Source organism: Mesorhizobium sp. M7A.F.Ca.AU.002.02.1.1 (assembly GCF_003998535.1).
GTDB classification, from domain to species: domain Bacteria; phylum Pseudomonadota; class Alphaproteobacteria; order Rhizobiales; family Rhizobiaceae; genus Mesorhizobium; species Mesorhizobium ciceri.
The window spans coordinates 1-2,239 of the sequence record NZ_RZPB01000879.1 but is presented as its reverse complement, the minus strand read 5'-3'; the positions used below and the strand labels follow the sequence as shown (position 1 = coordinate 2,239).

Annotated in this window: 3 protein-coding genes; 2 read left to right on the top strand and 1 reads right to left on the bottom strand. The window is 62.8% G+C overall.

Annotation, left to right across the window (positions count from 1 at the left end):
- Nucleotides 1–16: 16 nt before the first annotated feature.
- Nucleotides 17–688 carry a ceramidase domain-containing protein gene (locus tag EN879_RS32745; protein ID WP_063169545.1) on the bottom strand — a complete coding sequence of 224 codons (672 nt, stop codon included), beginning with the start codon at nt 686–688 and terminating at the stop codon, nt 17–19.
- Between the two features lie 172 nt (nt 689–860).
- On the opposite strand from EN879_RS32745, the gene EN879_RS32740 reads away from it, so the two are divergent.
- Both EN879_RS32740 and EN879_RS32735 read left to right on the top strand, forming a co-directional pair.
- Complete coding sequence (locus tag EN879_RS32740) at nt 861–1,646, top strand: thioredoxin family protein (protein WP_013528826.1); 786 nt, start codon at nt 861–863, stop codon at nt 1,644–1,646.
- A gap of 433 nt (nt 1,647–2,079) precedes the next feature.
- A partial coding sequence (locus EN879_RS32735; RefSeq protein WP_127274550.1) for a DUF2794 domain-containing protein occupies nt 2,080–2,239 on the top strand: 160 nt, incomplete at its 3' end.

The following is a 2,239-nucleotide window of genomic DNA, read 5'->3' as shown; positions in this document are numbered from 1 at the left end:
CTATTCCCCTATTCCCCTATTCCCTTACTTTCGGCTTCCCGAACCGCGCCGCGGCGGCCAACAACACACCCAGCATCAGCCCGTTGAGGATGTGCCAGAGGAAGTGCGTGCCGAGCGGGAAGCCGCCGCAGACCAGCGGGTCGATCATCCGGCAGATGACGGACACCACGAAGATCGCCGACCCGGCCAGATTGTACCAGCCGGCGCGATTGCCGCTGGCGGCCACCAGCGCGCCGAAGAAGGCGAGCGCCAGGAACGGCGGCAGATAGCCCGTCGTGCCGTTCGACGCCTGGCGCAGCCAGTCCGGCACGGCAACGGTTATCGCCCCGGCAATCACATAGAAGGCGATGAAGATGGCGATGGCTTTGCCCCATCGCATGCCGAGGAAGCGACGCAGATTGAACAGCGTGTAGGCCAGCGTGAAGCCGGCGATCGGCAGCACGTCGGCCCAGACCGTGCCCTTGGTGGCAAAAGTGTGAAAGATCGTCGAGCCGATGCCGATCGCCACCACCCACCAGGCCAGAACCTCGGCGAAGGCGCCGGTGCCCAGCCTTCGCACCTCGCGCACGCCCCACAGGCCGGCGGCGATGAAGGCGAAGTTGGTCAGGGCGTTGACCGGTTCGGACCAGAATTCCGGGCCGGTCCGCTCGCAATAGAGGTCGACCGGCGCCAAAAACGTTTGCCACATCGCGATTGCCGCCCGAATCGGTTTCTATCCTGAAGCGCAGATCCTTCCTATTGCGGCGTTGCGGTCGGCTGCAACGGCAAAATTTCACCGCAACGTGACTTCCCGTTGACTTCCGGTTCTGCCACATATTTCAGCAATCAAGATAAAGCCGGCATCACCGGCGGGAATCGGAATGGCCATGGCCTCGCGAAAATCATTGTGGCTGGCAGCTCTTGCGCTGGCCTTCTCGGCGTCTGCCGGCGCCGGGCATGCCGGCGAATCCGATCGCGCCCAGACCGACCGGGTCCAGATCGAAAAGCCATTGGGCGTGGTCGAGCTGTTCACCAGCCAGGGCTGCAGTTCCTGCCCGCCGGCCGATACTCTGTTCTCCGAACTTGCCGCCAAGGAAGACATCGTCGCGCTCGCCTATCACGTCGACTACTGGGACTATCTCGGCTGGCAGGACACGCTCGGCCGCAAGGAGAACACCGAGCGGCAATACGACTATATGCGCGCCTTCGGCAGCCGCTCCGTCTATACGCCGCAGGCCGTCATCAATGGCCGCGTCCATGTCAACGGCGCCAACCGCGGCGAGGTCGATGGTGCGCTCGCCCGCATGGCCAAGAGCGGTGAAGGCATGCGCGTCGCCGTCAAGGTCAGCCGTACCAGCGATCGCGTGATGATCGACGCCGGCGATGCCGGCAACGGCCCCAGCGACGCCCATGTCGTCATCGTCTATTTCGACCCGCCGCAGACGGTCAAAGTCGGCGAGGGCGAAAATACCGGCCGCAAGATGACCTACTGGAACGCCGTCACCGGCATCCAGACCGCCGGCATGTGGCATGGCAAGGCACAGCGCTACGAACTGCCGATGAGCGAGATTGCCAAAAAGGGCGGCTGCGCCGTGCTGCTGCAGTCGGTCGGCAAGGACGGCATGCCCGGTCCCATTCTCGGCGCCGCATTCATCCACAAGCCTTGAGATAGAGCGCTCAAACCCCTGCCGCGGTAGCGCGAAGGTTCACCTATCACCAGCCAATAAAAAACCGACGTCAGCTTGCTTCTGACGCCGGTCATTTAGGTTTTGGGATCGTCGCTCCCGGTTCTTCCGAGGAAGAGCCGAGGTTGGTTCGATCCGACGCAGACCCGTGGGCGGGGGGCTTGGGGTTTACGAGCCGGTGCCGGACCGAACCGTCTCAGGCAACGCCGGTAAATTCGTCGGACATTGGGGCATGAGCGCGGATAAAAAAAGGCAGAAATGTGGCGGAACATCACCAATTCCAACACGGCGTTTCATAAAAGTGACTGGACGTGACGGAAACGGCGCGGCGCGGGGCTCGGTTCGCCGGGCCTTGCAATTCAGTCGCGAACACGCCAACTTTGGTTGGCAAAGATTCATTTTGAAGGATCGAGGCATGACCGATGACAGTGGCGGGACGGGGGATGGGGACGCATCCGCAATAATCCCGCTGCACGAGGCGCGACGCGAACGTCTCGATCAGCCGGTGCGGTTCGACCGACGCGAGCTGGACCAGATCCTCAGGCTCTACGGACGCATGGTCGCCGCCAATGAAT

What these genes read in the sequence shown, in the direction of transcription:
- EN879_RS32745 (WP_063169545.1), bottom strand. Translation starts at nt 688, where the DNA reads ATGTGGCAAACGTTTTTGGCGCCGGTCGACCTCTATTGCGAGCGGACC.
- EN879_RS32740 (WP_013528826.1), top strand. Translation starts at nt 861, where the DNA reads ATGGCCATGGCCTCGCGAAAATCATTGTGGCTGGCAGCTCTTGCGCTG.